This window comes from Variovorax sp. J2L1-78 (genome assembly GCF_030317205.1).
Lineage (GTDB): Bacteria > Pseudomonadota > Gammaproteobacteria > Burkholderiales > Burkholderiaceae_C > Variovorax > Variovorax arabinosiphilus.
Window position 1 is genome coordinate 503,551 of sequence record NZ_JASZYB010000003.1, and the last position, 13,762, is coordinate 517,312.

Annotated in this window: 14 protein-coding genes; 3 read left to right on the plus strand and 11 right to left on the minus strand. The window is 70.6% G+C overall.

Annotation, left to right across the window (positions count from 1 at the left end):
- From QTH86_RS20860 to QTH86_RS20890, 7 genes are all read right to left on the minus strand, one after another.
- Complete coding sequence (locus tag QTH86_RS20860; protein WP_286648060.1) at positions 1–693, minus strand: VOC family protein; 693 nt, start codon at positions 691–693, stop codon at positions 1–3.
- Between the two features lie 10 nt (positions 694–703).
- On the minus strand, positions 704–1,615 hold the full coding sequence (locus QTH86_RS20865) for a PhzF family phenazine biosynthesis protein (protein WP_286648061.1): 912 nt from the start codon (positions 1,613–1,615) through the stop codon (positions 704–706).
- A gap of 13 nt (positions 1,616–1,628) precedes the next feature.
- Positions 1,629–2,270, minus strand: a complete 642-nt coding sequence (locus QTH86_RS20870; protein WP_286648062.1) for a glutathione S-transferase family protein — start codon at positions 2,268–2,270, stop codon at positions 1,629–1,631.
- A gap of 45 nt (positions 2,271–2,315) precedes the next feature.
- Entirely contained in the window at positions 2,316–2,951 is a 636-nt protein-coding gene (locus QTH86_RS20875; RefSeq protein ID WP_286648063.1) for a LysE family translocator, read from the minus strand.
- A gap of 31 nt (positions 2,952–2,982) precedes the next feature.
- Complete coding sequence (locus tag QTH86_RS20880; protein WP_286648064.1) at positions 2,983–4,224, minus strand: aminotransferase-like domain-containing protein; 1,242 nt, start codon at positions 4,222–4,224, stop codon at positions 2,983–2,985.
- A 65-nt stretch (positions 4,225–4,289) separates the two neighbouring features.
- Complete coding sequence (locus QTH86_RS20885) at positions 4,290–5,225, minus strand: DMT family transporter (RefSeq protein WP_286648065.1); 936 nt, start codon at positions 5,223–5,225, stop codon at positions 4,290–4,292.
- The gene (locus QTH86_RS20890; RefSeq protein WP_286648066.1) at positions 5,222–5,821 is read right to left on the minus strand and encodes a LysE family translocator; all 600 of its coding nucleotides are present in this window, start codon (positions 5,819–5,821) and stop codon (positions 5,222–5,224) included. Before QTH86_RS20890 ends, QTH86_RS20885 begins: the two co-directional genes overlap by 4 nt.
- 97 nt (positions 5,822–5,918) lie before the next feature.
- On the opposite strand from QTH86_RS20890, the gene QTH86_RS20895 reads away from it, so the two are divergent.
- Positions 5,919–7,349 carry an aminotransferase-like domain-containing protein gene (locus tag QTH86_RS20895; RefSeq protein ID WP_286648067.1) on the plus strand — a complete coding sequence of 477 codons (1,431 nt, stop codon included), beginning with the start codon at positions 5,919–5,921 and terminating at the stop codon, positions 7,347–7,349.
- Positions 7,350–7,364: 15 nt separating this feature from the next.
- On the opposite strand, the gene QTH86_RS20900 is transcribed toward QTH86_RS20895, so the two are convergent.
- On the minus strand, positions 7,365–8,489 hold the full coding sequence (locus QTH86_RS20900; RefSeq protein WP_286648068.1) for an ABC transporter substrate-binding protein: 1,125 nt from the start codon (positions 8,487–8,489) through the stop codon (positions 7,365–7,367).
- Between the two features lie 85 nt (positions 8,490–8,574).
- Here QTH86_RS20900 and QTH86_RS20905 point away from each other — a divergent pair, with 85 nt between their 5' ends.
- Both QTH86_RS20905 and QTH86_RS20910 read left to right on the plus strand, forming a co-directional pair.
- Positions 8,575–10,626, plus strand: coding sequence for a molybdopterin-containing oxidoreductase family protein (locus QTH86_RS20905; protein ID WP_444814007.1), 2,052 nt, complete (start codon positions 8,575–8,577; stop codon positions 10,624–10,626).
- A gap of 128 nt (positions 10,627–10,754) precedes the next feature.
- Positions 10,755–11,849, plus strand: a complete 1,095-nt coding sequence (locus tag QTH86_RS20910) for an aminopeptidase (protein WP_286648070.1) — start codon at positions 10,755–10,757, stop codon at positions 11,847–11,849.
- On the opposite strand, the gene QTH86_RS20915 is transcribed toward QTH86_RS20910, so the two are convergent.
- The 3 genes from QTH86_RS20915 to QTH86_RS20925 all read right to left on the minus strand — a co-directional run bounded on the left by QTH86_RS20915 (position 11,835) and on the right by QTH86_RS20925 (position 13,710).
- Positions 11,835–12,092, minus strand: coding sequence for an acyl-CoA-binding protein (locus tag QTH86_RS20915; RefSeq protein ID WP_286648071.1), 258 nt, complete (start codon positions 12,090–12,092; stop codon positions 11,835–11,837). The two genes, QTH86_RS20910 and QTH86_RS20915, sit on opposite strands and share 15 nt — an antisense overlap.
- A 66-nt stretch (positions 12,093–12,158) precedes the next feature.
- On the minus strand, positions 12,159–12,995 hold the full coding sequence (locus QTH86_RS20920) for a tetratricopeptide repeat protein (RefSeq protein ID WP_286648072.1): 837 nt from the start codon (positions 12,993–12,995) through the stop codon (positions 12,159–12,161).
- A 40-nt stretch (positions 12,996–13,035) separates the two neighbouring features.
- Positions 13,036–13,710: a TetR/AcrR family transcriptional regulator gene (locus QTH86_RS20925; RefSeq protein ID WP_286648073.1), complete on the minus strand. Its 675-nt coding sequence runs from the start codon at positions 13,708–13,710 to the stop codon at positions 13,036–13,038.
- Positions 13,711–13,762: the final 52 nt, after the last annotated feature.

The window sequence follows — 13,762 nt, forward strand, 5'->3', positions numbered from 1 at the left end:
TCAGATCCCTTTCGATTCGAGCGTGACCGGCCCGCGCGGCGTCTGCAGCAGGGCCACCAGGTTGGGCGGGCCGGCCCGTACCTCCATCGAGGCGAGGCCCAGCGCGGCGAGCGCGTCCTGCAGCACCGCGGGCCGCGGGTGGCTGGCGTGCAGCGCGCTCAACGCGACGCCCGACGACGGCATCGTGTCGGTCGGATGCACGGCCCCCCACTCGATCACCGTGGGCAGCGCGCCGTAGAGCAGGCGCTGGCCGTCGTCGCGCACGCTGATCTTCCAGTCGAGCCGGCCAGCCGCCGTGTCGCGCGACGCTTCGACGAGCGGGCCGCGGTCGATGGGCGTGGGGCCCGCGGCGAGCGCGTGCAGCGCTGCCGCCGCGTCGGGCACGCGGGCGACGAAGTGGATCAGCCGCGGCCCGTGCTGCGCCAGCTCGGCCTGCAGTGCGGCGTCGTCGAGGTCGAACCAGCGGTGCAGGCCCGCGGCACGCGTGGGCTGCTTCGCGGGATCGATCGCGATGACTTCGAGGTAGGCCTGTGGAAACGCCGTGGTCGCGATCGAGATCAGCCGGTTGTGCGTGCCCATCAGCGGATGCGCGCCGCCCGGCCCGGGCGTCACGCCCAGCGTGGCTTCGCACCAGGCCACGCCCTCGTCGAGCGTGCGGGCGGCGATGACGAGGTGGTCGATCTGTGCGGGCATGGGCGATGTCTCAGAGGTGCACGCTGCCTTCGATGCAGGTCACGGCATCGCCGCCGACCCACACCTGGCCGTCGGCGTCGCGTTCGATGTGCACCCGCCCGTCGCGGCCCATGCACTGGCCCTGACCGGCGACGTAGCGCTCGGGCACGTGGCCGTCGGCGATGAGCCATTGCGCGACGCTGGCATTGAAGCTGCCGGTGACCGGGTCTTCCTCGACGCCGATGGGCGCCGCGAAGGCGCGCACCTCGAGGCCGACCGGCGCGGGCTGCGCGCGGGCGCCGAAGGCACGCGCTTCGCGGTTCGAGCGGCCGATGAGCGCGGGCGCCTCGTTCGCCACGTTCGGCACCGCCGCCACGCCGACCTTCTGCCGCAGCTCCTTGAGCGCACGGTGGTCCGGCTTGAGCGCCAGCACCGTGTCGACGTCGTCGAGCAGCAGCCCCATCCACACCGGCCCGTTGTCGAGCATCTGCGCCCCGCGGATCTGTGCCGCCTTCAGGCCGAGCGCGGCGGCCACGCGTGCCAGCACGCTCGGGCTCGGCGCGCTGCGCGTCACCGGCGGCGCCGCGAAGGCGAGGCGTTCGCCATCGCGGCGGATCGGCACCAGGCCGACGGCGCTCTGCTGCACGATGCGGGCGGGCGACTTTGGCGTGCCGCCGGCGCGCAGCCAGGCATGGCAGCTGCCGATGGTCGGGTGGCCGGCGAAGGGCAGCTCGCTGCCGGGCGTGAAGATGCGCACGCGGTAGTCCGCGGCCGGGTCGGTCGGCGGCAGCAGGAAGGTCGTTTCCGACAGGTTGGTCCACTGCGCGAAGCGCTGCAGCTCGGCGTCGTCCAGGTCCGTGCCGTCGAGCACCACCGCGAGCGGGTTGCCGCGGTAGGGGACGGCGGTGAACACGTCGACTTGCTGGAAGGGGCGGGTCTTCATCATCTTCTCTGCATCATTCCAAAGGGAGGTCGAGCACGCCGCGCGCGGCGGAGCGTGCCTTCAGGTCGGCGAACCAGCGCTCGACGTTCGGCCAGGCCGGCCGGGTGTAGTCGGTGGGCGGCAGGCCGAACCAGCGGTGCGCCTCGCAACCGACCGGGATGTCGGCCATGGTGAAGGCGTCGCCCATCATGAAGGCGCGCGTGGCCAGGTGCGCGTCGAGCAGCGCGAACAGCGGCTCGGTGGCCTGCACCGAGCGCTCGATGACCGCGCTGTCGCGCTCGGCCGCCGGCGTGCGGATCCACTGCTTGAAGGCGCCACCGCTCGCCGGGTTCAGGGCGGTCTGCTGCCAGTCCATCCAGCGCTCGGCGTCGAAGCGCCCGTGCAGCGTCTCGGGGTAGAGCGTGCCCGGCGAATGCTTGGCGCAGAGGTAGCGCACGATCACGTTCGACTCCCACAGCACCAGGCGCGCCTCGCCTTCGCCGTCGTCGATGCAGGGCACCAGCGCGTTCGGATTGAGCGCCAGGTAGTCGAGTGTCTGCACCACGCCGAACTTTCCGCCGGCCTCGGTGCGCTGGAAGTCGAGCCCGAGCTCCTGCGCGCACCAGACGACCTTGCGCACGTTGATCGAACTGATGCGGCCCCAGATGTTGAGCATGTCTTTTCTCTTTCTTGATTCGTTGTCGTGTGAGCTGACGGTGGCTCAGCGCGGCGCCGGGCGGTCCAGCATCAGCAGCCGCAGCGCCAGGCCGAGCATCGCCACGGCCAGCAGCCGGTGTTGCAGGCGCGCGGCACCGGGGCGGCGCTGCAGCCATCGGCCCACCTGGCCGCTGAAGGCGCCCAGCAGCGTGTTGAAGGCCAGCGCCGCGAGCGAGAGCATGCCGCCCAGCAGCACCAGCTGCAGTGTGACGTGGCCGAGCGCGGGGTCGACGAACTGCGGCAGGAACAGCATGAAGAACAGCAGCGCCTTCGGATTCACCAGGTTGTTAAGCCAGGCCTGCCGCACGATGCGCGCGAACGGCGCGGGCGATGCCGCGCCGACCACGGCCGCGCCGCCGTCGCGCCAGGCCTTGGCCGCGAGCCAGAACAGGTACGCCGCGCCGGCGTAGCGCAGCAGATCGAAGGCCGGCGCCCAGGCCGCGACCAGCGCGGTGATGCCGGTGGCGGCGCACAGCGTGTGCACCAGGTCGGCCGCCGAGATGCCGATCGCCGCCGCGAAACCGCCGCGCGGTCCCCGCGCCACGCCGTGCGCGAGCACGAAGGCCATGTTCGGCCCGGGCGAGAGAAACAGGGCCAGGACGGCGAGCAGGAACAGCCCCAGGGTGGTGAGGTCGATCATGGTGCTCGCGTGGCGCCCCGTTCCGTGGTGCTCAGGTCGCGGCCAGCTCGCGCTGCACGCGGGCAGCCGCGTCGTGCGCCAGCTGCTCGCGCAGGGTCGCGGCCAGCGCGGCGATGGCGGTGTCGATCTCCTCGACGCTGGCGGTCACGAAGGACAGGCGCAGCGTGCGCGGGTCGCCCTGGCCGTCGGCATAGAAGGGCGCGCCGGGCACGAAAGCCACGCCGCGCGCGACCGCCTTGGGCAGCAGCTTCACGGTGTCGATGCCCTCGGGCAGCCGTGCCCACATGAACATGCCGCCGATGGGCGCGTTGAACGTCACGTCCAGGCCCTTCATCTCGCGCGTGAGGGCGGCGGCCATGGCGTCGCGCTGGCGCTTGTACAGCGCGCGGATGGTCGGCACGTGGCGCGCCAGGAAGCCGTCCTTCATCACTTCGACCACCATGCGCTGCGTGAAGATCGGCGTGTGCAGGTCGACCGCCTGCTTGGCCTGCAGCAGCTTCGGGTAGATCGCCTTCGGCGCCACCAGGAAGCCCAGGCGCAGGCCGGGCGCCAGCACCTTCGAGAAGGAGCCGAGGTAGATGCAGCCTTCGGGGTTGCGCGCGGTCAGCGGCAGCGGCGGCGCTTCGTCGAACCACAGGTCGCCGTAGGGGTTGTCCTCGATGATCGGCAGGTTGGCGGCTTTCGCGGCGGCCGACACGGCAGCGCGGCGCGCCTCGCTCATCGTGCGGCCGGTGGGGTTCTGGAAGTTGGGGAGCAGGTAGATGAAGCGCGCCGCGTCTTCGGAAGCAGCCCCTGCGGTGCCGCGTGCCTTCGCCACCAGGTCCTCGACGATCACGCCCTCGTCATCGCTCGCCACGCTCACCGGGGTCGGCTCCATCGGCGAGAAGGCCTGCAGCGCGCCGAGGTAGGTCGGCGTCTCGACCAGCACGCGGCTGCCGGGGTCGATCAGCACCTTGGCGACCAGGTCGAGGCCCTGCTGCGAGCCGGTGGTGATCAGTACCTGCGCCGGGTCGACGTCCCAGGGCAGCATGTCGGCCACCGCCTGGCGCAGCGGGCCGTAGCCTTCGCTCGCGGCGTACTGCAGCGCGGCCGCGCCGTCGTTGGCCAGCACGTGGGCGCAGGCGTCGGCGAAGGCGCTGATCGGGAAGGTCTTGGGCGAGGGCAGGCCGCCGGCCAGGCTGATGATGCCGGGCAGATCGGTCACCTTGAGGATCTCGCGCAGCACCGAGGGGTTCATCTTCTCGGCGCGTGCGGCCATCTTCCATGTCGTCATGATTTTTCCTGGAGGCGAGGGGGGAGGGTTGTCGTGGTCGGAGGGGAATCGAAAAGTGTGCCGCGTCAGCGCGGGCCTTGCGAGAGTTTCTTGCCGATGAGCACCGTGGCGACCACCGCGAGTGCGAAACCCAGTGTGACTGCATCGAGCGGCTCGCCCAGCAGCGGCACCGCCGCGAGGATCGAGAGAAAGGGTTGCAGCAACTGGGCCTGGCTCACTCGCAGCGCACCGCCCATGGCGAGGCCGCGGTACCAGGCGAAGAAGGCGATCCACATCGAGAACACGCCGACGTAGGCCAGGCCGGCCCAGGCTGTCCACGCGACCGGCTGCGACGGCCAGGTCAGGAGTGCCCCGGGCAGCGTCACCGGCAGTGCCATCACGCAGACCCAGCAGATCACCCGTTCGGCACCGAGCGCGGGCGTGACCTGGGCGCCGTAGATGTAGCCGAACGATGCGGCGAGCACCGCGCCCACCAGCAGCAGGTCGGCCCACTCGAAGCCGAAACCGTGGCCCTGCTGCCCGGCCCGCAGCAGCGAGAAGGCCACCACCAGCCCGCTGCCGACCACGGCGCAGACCCAGAAGCCCAGCCGCGCGCGCTGGTGCAGCACCCAGGCCGCGATGGCGGCGGTGGCCAGCGGCAGCAGGGCGGTCACCACGGCCGCATGGCTGGCGGTGACGGCGCGCAAGGCAAAGCCGAGCAGCAACGGGTAGCCGATCACGTTGCCGAGCACCGCCATGCCCAGCGGCTTCCACTGGTGGCGTTCGGGCCGCGGCGCGCGCGTGGCGAGCAGGAACAGGATCGACAGCGCCCCGGCCAGCGCCGCGCGGCCGAGGGTCATGAACCAGGGCGAGAGCTGCGGCGCAGCCTGCGTGCCGGTGGCCAGCCGTGTCATCGGCAGCGTGACCGCGAACAGCGCGACGCCGAGCACGCCCAGCCACATGCCCAGCGTCTCGCGGCGCATGCCGAGGGGGCGGTCTTGATCGACCGGCAAGGCGCTCATACCTTCACCATCCAGGCGGCGGTCAGCACCAATACGGCGGCCATCGCGCGGTTGAACCACAGCAGCCGGCGTCCGGTGGCCAGCCAGCCGCGCAGCAGCGCGCCGACCAGTGCGTAGGTGAAGTTGCTGGCGAAGGCGTAGACGAGCATCACCGAGGCGACGATGGCGAAGCGTTGCAGCGCATCGGCGTGGCCGGCGATCCATCCCGCCACCAGCGTCAGCGCCAGCAGCCACGCCTTGATGTTGAGGAACTGCAGCATCACACCCTGCACGAAGCCCACGCGGACGGCGGCGTCGCCGGCTTTGCCGAGCGTGGCGCTGCCGCTGAGCTTGAAGGCGAGCCACAGCAGGTAGGCGATGCCGAGCGCCTTGATGACCCAGCGCAGCGCGGGCACCGCCACCACCAGCGCGCCGATGCCGGCCGTGCACAGCGCGAGCAGCACGGTCCAGCCGATCGGCACGGCCAGCACGAAGCGCATCGCGCGCGGCAGGCCGCCGTTGGCGGCGAGGGCGGTGGAGAGCGTGGTGTTCGGTCCGGGCGAAAAACTCATCGCCGTGGCCAACACCAGCAGCGCCATGAATTCTTGCCAGGTCATGGCACACACTCTAGACTGATGACCATTACAGTGCCAATACAGTTAGTCGGACATGGACGTCGACTGTATCGGCCGACTGCACGACACAGAGCCCCCGATGCTGACACGAACCTCCACCCAGTCCCTGACCAGCCAGTTGGCTGACCGCTTCGCCGAGCGCATCCGCACCCGGCTGCTGCCGCCCGGCGCGCGCCTGCCGTCGGTGCGCGAATGCGCGCGGCAGCAGGGCGTGAGCCCGCACACCGTGGTGGCCGCCTACGACCAGTTGCTGGCGCAGGGCCTGGTGGAGGCGCGGCGCCAGCGCGGCTTCTTCGTGCGCGACGCGGCACCGACGCCCTCGACATCGGCTTCCGCGATGGCGCCCCGGCCCGCGCGCGACGGCGTGCCGGCCAGCACCGTCCGGGTGGGAGGCGTGCCGGCGGATGCCAGCTCGCTCATCCGCGGCATGTTCCACCGCCAGAGCGACAAGCCGCAGCCCGGCATGGGCGTGTTCCCGCCCGACTGGATGGATTCGACCTTCATGCCGACCTCGCTGCGGCGGCTGACCGGCACCCGCGCGCTGCAGGAGATCTCGCTGCAGTACGGCGAGCCGGCCGGCGACAGCGCGCTGCGCCGCAGCCTGTCGCAGAAGCTGATGGGCATCAACATCCCGGCGGCACCGGAGCAGATCCTCACCACCATCGGTGCCACGCACGCGCTCGACATCGTGAGCCGCACGCTGCTGCGCGCCGGCGACCCGGTGATGGTCGAGGAGCCGGGCTGGGCCATCGAGTTCGCACGGCTCGAAGCGCTGGGCATGCGCATCCTGCCGGTGCCGCGGCGGGCCGACGGGCCCGACCTGGCGGTGATGGCGCAGTACTGCGAGACGCACCAACCCAAGCTCTTCGTCAGCGTGAGCGTGCTGCACAACCCGACCGGCTACAGCCTGTCGCCCGGCAGCGCGCACCGGGTGCTGCAACTGGCCAACCAGCACGACTTCCACATCGTCGAGGACGACACCTACAGCCACCTCGCGCCCGAACACGCCACGCGCCTGTGCGCGCTCGACGGGCTGCAGCGCACGATCTACGTGAGCGGCTTCGCGAAGATCCTCGCGCCCAACTGGCGCATCGGTTTTCTGGCGGCGGCGCCGGCGCTGTTCGGCCGGCTGCTGGAAACCAAGCTGCTGGCCACGCTCACCACGCCGGCGCTCTTCGAGCGGGCGCTGGCCTGGTGCATCGACCAGGGCCAGCTGCGGCGGCATGCCGAGCGCGTGCGCGTGCGGCTCGACGGGGCGCGCGCGCGCACGGTGAAGCTGGCGCTGGCGCACGGCTGCCGCTTCGAGTCGGAACCGGCGGGGCTGTTCGGCTGGGTCGACACCGGCGTCGACACCGACGCGCTGACCCAGCGCATGCTCGACGAGGGCTACCTGCTGGCGCCCGGTTCGCTGTTCCATGCGCGCCGGCCGCCGAGCACGCTGATGCGCATCAACTTCGCGACGGCGCAGGACGCCGCCTTCTGGAAGGTGTTCGCGAAGGTGCGGGGCTGAGCCGCGCAGGGCCGATCAGGTGCGGATGCGCCCGTCGCCCGTGATCATCGACAGCTCGACGAACTTCGACGCCACATGGTTCTTCGGCGAGAACGACACCTCGAAGCCGCCGAACTGCTGGCGGTCGATGCTCTCCAGGCCCTGGATCAGCCCGTCGCGCGTGAGCTTGCCCGGCGCGCGGCGCAGGCCTTCGGTCAGCACCTTGGCCGCGAGATAGCCTTCCATGCTCGAGAAGTTCGGCTTGGTGGCGCCGCCGGACTTTTTCGCGGCGTCGCTGAATTCGCGCGTGATCGCGTTGGCCGGGCTGTAGGGCGAGGGCACCACCTGCGTGACGACCACGCCGGCGCCGTCCTTGCCGAGCGCGTCCGCCAGCGCCTGCGTGCCGACGAAGGACACGTTGTAGAAGGTGCCGCCGAAGCCGACCTTGCGCGCCTCGCGGATGAAGGCGGCGCAGGAGTTGTAGGCGCTGACCTGGATCACCGCGTCGGGCTTGGCGGCGGTGATCGTCTTCACGGCGGCGGCCACGTCGACCGAGTTGCGCTCTACGGTCGCCAGGGCGGCGGGCTTGAGGTCGAGCTGCGCCAGCGCCAGCGTGGCGCCGTCCAGGCCGGCCTTGCCGTAGGCGTCGTTCTGGTAGAAGACCGCGATCTTCTTCAGGCCCAGGTTGGTGAGCTGCTTGACGATCAGCGCGGTCTCGTCGTTGTACGACGCGCGCAGGTGGAACACGTTGCGGTTGAAGGGCTCGCGCAGTGCCATGGCGCCGGTGAAGGGCGCGATGAAGGGCACCCGGTCCTTCACGGCCAGCGGCAGTGCCGCCAGGCTGGTCGGCGTGCCGATGTAGCCGAACAGCGCGAAGGCGTCCTCGGTGATCAGCTTCTGCGTGTTGGCGACGGTGCGGTCGGGCTCGTAGCCGTCATCCAGGAACTTGATCTCGACGTCGCGGTGGCCCGGCACGGCGTTGTACTGGTCCAGGTACAGCTTGGCGCCTTGGTAGAACTGGATGCCCAGTTGCGCGGCCGGTCCGCTGAACGGGGCCGACTGGCCCAGCACGATCGGCGTCTCGCTCTGCGCGCGCGCCAGCTGAAAACCACCGAGTGCGGCCGCACCGGCCGCCATCGAGAAATGCCTGCGATTGATCATGGGTCGAACCTCCGCGCGTGCTCGCGCCAACAACAAGGACTGGAACTAGACTCGGCCGATGGTCGCTGCCACCGCTTCTTCTTCGATGTCTCCCACCCCCTCGGTCACCGTGCTCGGGGCCTGTCCGCACGACTGCCCCGACACCTGCGCACTGGTCACCACCGTGCAGGACGGGCAGGCCGTCAAGCTGCAGGGCAACCCGGACCATCGGCATACGGGCGGCGTGCTGTGCACCAAGGTGTCGCGCTACCTCGAGCGCACCGCGCACCCCGATCGGCTGCTCTACCCGATGAAACGCGTCGGCCCCAAGGGCGCCGGCCAGTTCGAGCGCGTCAGCTGGGACACCGCGCTCGACGACATCGCGCACCGGTTGCAGAATCTAACCGAAGGTAACAGTTCTGAAACTATTTTGCCTTACAGCTACGCCGGCACCATGGGTTTGGTGCAGGGCGAATCGATGGACCGTCGTTTTTTCCACAAGCTCGGCGCCTCGCTGCTGGACCGCACGATCTGCTCCACCGCCGGGGGTGAGGCCCTAAGTCTTACCTTGGGCGGCAAGGTGGGCATGCGGGTCGAATTCTTCGCCGAGTCGAAACTGATCCTCATCTGGGGCAGCAACTCGATCGCCAGCAACCTGCACTTCTGGCGCCACGCGCAGGCGGCGAAGCGCGCCGGGGCGAAGCTGGTGTGCATCGACCCGCGCAAGACCGAGACCGCCGACAAATGCGACGAACACATCGCGCTGCTGCCGGGCACCGACGGCGCGCTGGCGCTGGCCCTGATGCACGAGCTGATCGTCCACGACTGGCTCGACCACGACTACATCGCGCGCCACACCGTCGGCTGGGACGCACTGCGCGCGCGCGCCCTGCAATGGCCGCCGGCCCGCGCCGCCGCGGTGTGCGGCGTGCCCGAGGCGCAGATCGTGGCGCTGGCACGTGACTACGGGCAGACGAAGCCCGCCGCCATCCGGCTGAACTACGGCATGCAGCGGGTGCACGGCGGCGGCAACGCGGCGCGCGCCATCGCCTGCCTGCCGGCGCTGGTCGGTGCCTGGCGGCATCGTGCGGGCGGCCTGCTGCTGAGCAGCTCGGGGGCGTACCCGGTCGACCGCGCCGCGCTGCAGCGGCCCGACCTGCTGGCCGGGCGCCGGCCGCGCACCATCAACATGAGCTGCATCGGCGATGCGCTCACCGGCGACGCGCCTGCGCTGTCGAACGGGCCACCGGTGAAGGCGGTGGTGGTCTACAACAGCAACCCGGTTTCGGTGGCGCCGGAGTCGGGCAAGGTCGCCGCCGGCTTTGCGCGCGAGGACCTGTTCACCGTGGTGCTCGAGCAGTTCCGCACCGACACCGCCGACTACGCCGACTACCTGCTGCCGGCCACGGTGCAGATCGAGCACTGGGACATCCACACCAGCTACGGCCACACCGACGTGCTGCTCAACCGCCCGGCCGTGGGGCCGCGCGGCGAGGCGCGCAGCAACGCCTGGGTGTTCCGTGAGCTGGCGCGCCGCATGGGCTTCGACGAGCCCTGCTTTCGGGACGACGACGAGGCGCTGTGCGCCGCCGCCTTCGCGCCCGGCGCGATCGATGTCGCGCAGCTGCACGCGCAAGGCTTCACCACGCTGCGCCTGCCCGACGCGCCCTACGCCGAGGGCAACTTCCCCACGCCCACGGGCCGCTGCGAGTTCTTCAGCGAACGCCTGGCCGCGCAGGGCATGGACGGGCTGCCCAACCACGTGCCGAACCACGAGGCGGTGGGCAGCTCGACGCAGTTTCCGCTCGCGATGATCTCGCCGCCGGCGCGCAACTTCCTCAACTCGACCTTCGTCAACGTGACCAGCCTGCGCGCCATCGAGGGCGAGCCGCTGCTGGAAATCCACGCCGACGACGCAGCCGCCCGCGGCATTGCCGACGGCGCGATGGTGCGGGTGTTCAACCAGCGCGGCGAGCACCGCTGCCGCGCCGAGGTGTCGCGCCGCGCACGGCCGGGCGTCGTGCACGGCATGGGCATCTGGTGGCGCAAGCTCGGCTTCGACGGCACCAACGTCAACCAGTTGACGAGCCAGCGCCTGACCGACATCGGTCGCGGGCCGACCTTCTACGACTGCCTGGTCGAAGTCGAGCTGGCGTGAAACACCCCCGAAGCGCCTGCGGCGCCACCCCCTCGAGGGGGCGATACCAGCGGCCCGGCAAAGCCGGTTCCGCGGTATCCCTGGTATGGAGTCGTACCAGTTTCGTGCGCTGTGTATCTCGCGTTGGCGTGGTGGCGTTGGCCGGCTTTGTGCTCGCCGGCTGCGCCGACCTCGGCTACTACTGGCAGTCGGCCAGCGGCCACCTCGGCGTGATGCGCGCGGCGCGGCCGGTGCCGCAATGGCTCGACGACCCTGCCACGCCCGCCGCGCTCAAGGCCAAGCTCGAACTCACCCAGCGCATCCGCCGCTTCGCCGTGACGGAGCTGCACCTGCCGGACAACCCCAGCTACACCGGCTACGCCGACCTGCACCGCAGCGCGGCGGTGTGGAACGTGGTGGCCGCGCCGCCGTATTCGCTCACGCTCAAGACCTGGTGCTTCCCCGTGGCCGGCTGCGTCGGCTATCGCGGCTATTACGACGAAGCGCAGGCGAAGGCCGAGGCCGACGCGCAGCGCGCGCAGGGGCTGGAGGCGGCCGTCTACCCGGTGCCGGCATATTCCACCCTCGGCTGGCTCAACTGGGCTGGCGGTGACCCGCTGCTGAGCACCTTCATCGGCTACCCCGAAGGCGAGCTGGCGCGGTTGATCTTTCACGAGCTGTCGCACCAGCTGCTGTACGTGTCGGGCGACACGCTCTTCAACGAGTCCTTCGCCACCGCGGTCGAACGCATCGGCGGTGCACGCTGGCTGGCGACCGAGGCCGGCGACGCTGCACGCGCCGAGTACGCGCAGTACGACGCGCGGCGCCAGCAGTTCCGCGCGCTCACCTTCGCCACGCGGCGGCGGCTGCAGGCGGTCTACAACTCGCCGCAGGCCGAGGCGAAGGACTGGGCAGCGGTCGAGGCGATGAAGCGCGAGGCGATGGCGGCCTTCCGCGCCGACTTCGCGGCATTGCGCAACGGCTGGCCGCCGCAGCGGCAGGCCGCCTACGACGCGTGGGCCGCACGCGCGAACAACGCCACCTTCGGCGCCCAGGCCGCCTACGACGACCTGGTGCCGGGCTTCGAGGCGCTGTTCGAGCGCGAGGGCCGCGACTGGCCGCGCTTCTATGCGGCCGTCAAGGCGATGGCAGCACTGCCCAAGGACGAGCGCCATGCCGCGCTGCAGGGCGTGGCCCCGCCGGCGCGTACCGCTGGCACGGCGCAGCCTTCAGCCGCGCAGTGAGTCGATCAGCTCGACGTACTTCTGCTTCGCCTCGTCCGCCGACAGGCCCTTCTGCGCGGTCCAGGCGTCCCACTTGGCGCGCGCGACCACGTCGCTGAAGCTCGGGCGCTTGGCGGCGTTGTCGCCTTCGGTGGCCTGCTTGAACAGGCCGTAGATCTTCAGCAGCGTCGGATTGTCCGGGCGCTCGGGCAGCAGCTGGGCGTTGGCCTGGGCGGCCTCGAAAAGGGATGACAGGTCGGACATGGAACGGCACTCGCAAGAAGGGCTGGCACAAGGGCTGGGCATCTTAAGGGAGCCCGCCCTGGGCCTTCAATCCGCCAGGCCCGCCCGCGCGAGTTCGACGTCCAGGCGCTCGCGCGCATCGGCCGGTACCACGGCCGCCGCCTTCTCGTAGAGCCGGGTGGCTTCGGGCAGGCGGCTGTCGCCTTCGAGCATCAGCAGGCCGCGCGCGTATTCCATCCATCCGCTGGCCGACGACGGGTTGAGGGCCAGACCGCGCTCGAACAGCGCGACGGCGAATTCCGCGCGCACGCCATAGGTCATGCAGCCGACCAGGGGGCCGACCTTGTCGATCACCTCGGCATGGAAGGCGCCCAGCGCGATGTGGGCATCGGCGTGGTGCGGCTCCAGGGCGATCACGCGCTCCAGCACCGTCTTCACCTTGGTGCCCAGCCCCTGCGCCAGCGCGCGGGCCACGCTGATGCCCTGGGCATAGCGGCCCAGGGCATAGGCTTCCCAGAAAAGCGCGTGGGCGTTGCCCGGTTCGACGGCGGCGTGCCCCGCGGCGCGCTCGGCCACCTGCAGGAAAAGCGCCAGGCGCACCGTTTCGCGGGGCTCGAGGTAGTTGGCATAGATCGCGGTGGCCTGGTTGGCCAGCATCAGGCCGTCGGTGCCGTGCTGCAGCCCGATGGCGGCAGCACGCTCGAACTCGCCGTTGTGGTAACAGACCCAGCCGTCGGCCAGCGGCCCCGGCGCGGGTGGCGGCAGCGGGTTGCCGGCATGCAGGCGCGGCCAGGCGGCCAGCAACCGTTGCGTGTCGAAGCGCGGCATGTCGGCATAGGGCAGCGGCGCCCACCGGCCGGCCTGTGCAGTCGGCGCGTGGCAGCCGGGTGGGAGCAGCGACACGGGACGCAGATCGGGAGTCATGGCGTCTTGCTCCTGGTGGGGGCGGGTGGATCGGAATCGATCAGGCGGCCATCGCCAGATCGTCGCGCTCGTAGGCGCTGCTCAGCGACAGCAGGTGCCGCCGCTGGTCGGGGGCGAGGTAGGGCGCCATCAGGTGCAGCGTGTGGTGCGCACCGCGCATCAGCGCGCTCTGCGCATGGGCCGGCTCGAGCGCCTCGCGCGGATTGCGGACGTACTCGTAGCTCAGCCAGTAGGTCAGCACCACCACCATGCTCTGCGCGAGCATGTCGACCTCGCGCGGGTCGATGTCCAGATGGCCCGCTGCGCCCAGGCTGGCCAGCAGCGTCCGGATGGCCGCGGCCTTCTTCTGCAGCACCAGCTGGAACTGCGTCTCGAGGTGGCGGTTGTTGCTCAGCAGGTCGTTGAGGTCGCGGTAGAGGAAGCGGTAGCGCCACAGCAATTCGAACAGGCTGTGCATGAAGAACCAGGCGTCTTCCACGTCGTGCACGCCTTCGCTCGCGTGCAGCAGTTCTTCCAGCTCCGTCTCGTACTGGCTGTAGAGCCGGTTGATCAGCTCGTCCTTGGCGGGGTAGTGGTAGTAGAGGTTGCCGGGGCTGATGTTCAGTTCACCGGCCACGAGCGTGGTCGACACGTTCGGCTCGCCGAAACGATTGAACAGGTCGAGCGCTGCTTCGAGGATGCGCTCTGCAGTGCGGCGCGGCGCCTTCTTGGCCATGTGGAAGCCCCGGTTGTCTCTTGGGGGTCACTCTAGCGCAAAGGGGCGCCGC

Excerpts from the sequence above, each read along its gene's own strand:
- QTH86_RS20890 (WP_286648066.1), bottom strand. The coding sequence starts at position 5,821 with ATGACCTGGCAAGAATTCATGGCGCTGCTGGTGTTGGCCACGGCGATG.
- QTH86_RS20885 (WP_286648065.1), bottom strand. The coding sequence starts at position 5,225 with ATGAGCGCCTTGCCGGTCGATCAAGACCGCCCCCTCGGCATGCGCCGC.
- QTH86_RS20900 (WP_286648068.1), bottom strand. The coding sequence starts at position 8,489 with ATGATCAATCGCAGGCATTTCTCGATGGCGGCCGGTGCGGCCGCACTC.
- QTH86_RS20875 (WP_286648063.1), bottom strand. The coding sequence starts at position 2,951 with ATGATCGACCTCACCACCCTGGGGCTGTTCCTGCTCGCCGTCCTGGCC.
- QTH86_RS20915 (WP_286648071.1), bottom strand. The coding sequence starts at position 12,092 with ATGTCCGACCTGTCATCCCTTTTCGAGGCCGCCCAGGCCAACGCCCAG.
- QTH86_RS20905 (WP_444814007.1), top strand. The coding sequence starts at position 8,575 with ATGTCTCCCACCCCCTCGGTCACCGTGCTCGGGGCCTGTCCGCACGAC.
- QTH86_RS20865 (WP_286648061.1), bottom strand. The coding sequence starts at position 1,615 with ATGAAGACCCGCCCCTTCCAGCAAGTCGACGTGTTCACCGCCGTCCCC.
- QTH86_RS20895 (WP_286648067.1), top strand. The coding sequence starts at position 5,919 with ATGCTGACACGAACCTCCACCCAGTCCCTGACCAGCCAGTTGGCTGAC.
- QTH86_RS20925 (WP_286648073.1), bottom strand. The coding sequence starts at position 13,710 with ATGGCCAAGAAGGCGCCGCGCCGCACTGCAGAGCGCATCCTCGAAGCA.
- QTH86_RS20870 (WP_286648062.1), bottom strand. The coding sequence starts at position 2,270 with ATGCTCAACATCTGGGGCCGCATCAGTTCGATCAACGTGCGCAAGGTC.
- QTH86_RS20860 (WP_286648060.1), bottom strand. The coding sequence starts at position 693 with ATGCCCGCACAGATCGACCACCTCGTCATCGCCGCCCGCACGCTCGAC.
- QTH86_RS20880 (WP_286648064.1), bottom strand. The coding sequence starts at position 4,224 with ATGACGACATGGAAGATGGCCGCACGCGCCGAGAAGATGAACCCCTCG.
- QTH86_RS20920 (WP_286648072.1), bottom strand. The coding sequence starts at position 12,995 with ATGACTCCCGATCTGCGTCCCGTGTCGCTGCTCCCACCCGGCTGCCAC.